This is a genomic window from Aquiflexum sp., assembly GCF_977115555.1.
Genome location: NZ_CDSBKL010000436.1, coordinates 1 through 3,302 on the forward strand (window position 1 = coordinate 1; position 3,302 = coordinate 3,302).

A 3,302-nucleotide genomic window follows, 5' to 3' on the forward strand; every position below is an offset into this window, starting at 1 on the left:
TGCGTCTATTTATACACCTGAATAAGCACTGAAACCTCCATCGACAGCGACTATGGTTCCGGTCACAAACTTTGAAGCATCGGAGCAAAGCCACTGAAGGGTACCCAAAAGATCCTCCGGTTTTCCGAATCGGGCCATTGGAGTATGGTTGATGATCTGATTTCCCCTTTGGGTGAGGCTTCCATCGGCTTCGGTAAGCAAAGTCCTGTTTTGTTCTGTCAAAAAGAATCCGGGAGCAATGGCGTTGACCCTGAAGTCAGGCCCATATTTGGTATTGAGTTCTACTGCCATCCATTTGGTTAAGTTGTCGATCGCTGCCTTGGCTGAGGCGTATCCCAAAACACGGGTCATCGGCCTACTTGCCGCCATGGAGGAGATGTTGATGATATTTCCTTTGCCATTTGGCAGCATCAAGGGAATGAAGTGCTTGATGGGGATAAAAGTCCCCTGATAATTCAAATCCATCACATTTTTTACAGCCTCAACGGACAATTCACCTATCGTCTGATCAGGCCTGACCACAGCACCGGGCAAGTTTCCTCCTGCAAGGTTGACAAGAATATCCACAGTACCATAGCGGTTTTGTATTTGCCGCGCAGCAGCCTCAACTTGGGACTCTTTGGTCACATCCGCTAAAAACCCGTCTGCTTTGCCATTTCTAGACCTGATTTCACTGACTAACTTTTCTACTTTAGATGCAGTCCTACCGATTATGAGGACATTTGCGCCCTGATTTGCAAGGTGAAAAGCCATAGCTTCTCCCAAGACTCCGGTGGCACCGGTAATGATTATTTTTTTATCTGTGATATCAAACATGCTTTTTTGGGTTAATTGCCAAAATCGAAGAATTCGTTGGCATTGTTATAACAGATGTCGCTGATGATCTTTCCAATCCACTGCTCATCATTCGGTAATTCTCCATTTGCGATATCCCTTCCGAATAAATTGCATAAAATCCTTCGGAAATATTCATGCCGCGGAAAGGAAAGAAAACTCCTGGAATCAGTCAACATACCCACAAAACAGGAAATAAGACCAATGTTGGACAAAGAGTTGATTTGCTTCTCCATGCCGTCTTTTTGATCCAAAAACCACCAAGCCGACCCAAACTGGATTTTTCCCTTGACAGTTCCGTCATTGAAATTGCCTGCCATGGTGGCAATAACCTCATTGTCGGAAGGATTAAGGTTGTAGAGTATTGTTTTTGCCAACTGATCTGAATGATCAAGTTCATTCAAAAAACCCGATAGGGCAGAAGCCTGACTGAAATCCCCGATGGAATCAAATCCGGTGTCAGGTCCTAATTTTATCAAGCTTCTTGAATTGTTGTTTCTCAAAGCTCCCAAATGGAATTGCTGCACCCAACCTTTGCCATGGTACATTTTTCCCAATTCGATCAAGGTTCTGTATTTGAAAAAAGAAATTTCATCTTTAGTCAAAACCTGTGCAGAAATGGCTTTTTTGAATATGGTATCCAAATCCAATTTTGAATCAGGTTCAAAATAAAGGCTTTCCAATCCATGATCAGAAATCCTTCCTCCTGTTTGATGAAAGAAATCTATCCTGTTTTGGAGCGCAGCCAAAAGATCCTCATAAGAATCAATGGATATGGAAGTAACTTCAGCTAACCTTTCTATGTACTTATGGTATGTTATTGGATTTTCAACTGCAAAAGCTTTATCCGGCCTGAATGCCGGTTTCATTTTTAGAGAGGACCCTTGTTTTTCAAAATTTTGATGATGGATCAGGTTGTCCGTAGGATCATCAGTGGTGCATACCACTTTCACATTCAATTGAGACAACAGACCCTGCGAACTAAAATCAGGCTGCTGAAGCCGGGTATTGCAAAACTCAAATATTTCCTTTGCATTGTTTTGATTCAAGGTTTCATGAATGCCAAAATACCGCATCAGCTCCAAATGTGTCCAGTGATAAAGTGGATTGCGCATGGTATAAGGGACGGCATAGGCCCATTTTTCAAACTTTTCCCAATCACTTGCCTGTCCTGTGATGTATTCTTCGGAAATACCCAAAGCCCGCATTGCCCTCCATTTATAATGGTCACCTGCCAACCATACTGAAGTGATATTTTCAAAAGTTCTGTTTGCAGCAATCTGATCGGGAGGTAAATGATTATGGTAATCTATGATTGGCTGCTTTGCGGCATATTCATGGTAAAGTATTTTGGCATACTTGTTTTCCAGCAAAAAATCCTCAGTGATAAATGATGGGCTTACTTTTGATTTTGGCACAGGCATAGGTTACAAGGGTTTCATAAATCAGGTCAATTTAACCCTTTAAAGAGAAATCCAACCAACCATTCTTCAAATTTTGATGCAAACGTTTTCGGGCCAAAAGGTCAAAATTAAGATCAAAATGAAGGATTTATTTTTATTTTGCTGTTTCGGAAATAGGTTGGTTATATTAAAACCTGAAACATTGAGCTGCAAAGAAAAAATGTCAGAAGTCAACATCAAATACCTCGCTGAAAAACTGAAACTCTCTCCATCAACTGTATCGAGGGCGCTCAATGATAGCTACGAAATCAGTCAACCGACCAAGGAAAGAGTCATTGCTATGGCCAAAGCGCTCAATTATCAGCCCAATCCATTTGCAAGGAGCCTGAGGGAACAAAAAAGCAAAACCATAGCGGTCATTATCCCGGAAAGGATCAATAATTTTTTTAGCCAGGTGATAGACGGTATCGAAGAAATCACCCAGGAATTTGGCTATCACCTTTTGGTCTACAGTACGCATGAGAACGTGGAGACAGAAAGAAAAATCATTTCTTATTTATTGAATGGGAGGGTGGACGCCATCGTGATGTCAGTTTCGAGTCAGACCAAAAATATCGACCATTTGGAGACGGTATATTCCAAGGGTGTTCCGATCATCTTTTTTGACCGGATCTGTCAAGAGATCCCTACCACAAAATACATCAGCAATGACTATGAAAACGGCTTCAAGGCTACTGTCCACCTGATTGAAAAGGGATGCAAAAAGATTGTTTTCTTATTGTTGTCAAAGGAGATTTCGATTGGCAGGGAAAGATTGAGGGGGTATAAAGATGCTATTTCGAAGCATGGACTAGCTTTTGAAGAAAACTGGATAGTCCAATGCAGCCAATCCGAACAGGCTAATATCAAACTTATTTCCCAAATTCTATATGGCTTGGACAGACCGGATGGAATTTTGGCTTCTGTAGAAAAGTTGGCGATAGCGACCTATCATGCTGCCCGGGCAACTAAACTTGAAATGCCAAAAGACTTCAAATTGGTAAGTTTTTCCAACATGAAAATTGC

General features: G+C 41.6%; 3 protein-coding genes. 1 reads left to right on the forward strand and 2 read right to left on the reverse strand.

Features of this window, described 5'->3' with window-relative positions; genetic code table 11:
* Positions 1-9: 9 nt before the first annotated feature.
* Both ACZFYI_RS17900 and uxaC read right to left on the reverse strand, forming a co-directional pair.
* The gene (locus ACZFYI_RS17900; protein ID WP_462525489.1) at positions 10-816 is read right to left on the reverse strand and encodes an SDR family oxidoreductase; all 807 of its coding nucleotides are present in this window, start codon (positions 814-816) and stop codon (positions 10-12) included.
* 11 nt (positions 817-827) lie between these two features.
* Positions 828-2,258: a glucuronate isomerase gene (gene uxaC, locus ACZFYI_RS17905; protein ID WP_462525490.1), complete on the reverse strand. Its 1,431-nt coding sequence runs from the start codon at positions 2,256-2,258 to the stop codon at positions 828-830.
* Between the two features lie 199 nt (positions 2,259-2,457).
* Here uxaC and ACZFYI_RS17910 point away from each other — a divergent pair.
* Positions 2,458-3,302: LacI family DNA-binding transcriptional regulator (locus ACZFYI_RS17910; protein ID WP_462525491.1), on the forward strand; the 845-nt coding region annotated here is incomplete at its 3' end.

What these genes read in the sequence shown, in the direction of transcription:
- ACZFYI_RS17900 (WP_462525489.1), bottom strand. Translation starts at nt 816, where the DNA reads ATGTTTGATATCACAGATAAAAAAATAATCATTACCGGTGCCACCGGA.
- uxaC (WP_462525490.1), bottom strand. Translation starts at nt 2,258, where the DNA reads ATGCCTGTGCCAAAATCAAAAGTAAGCCCATCATTTATCACTGAGGAT.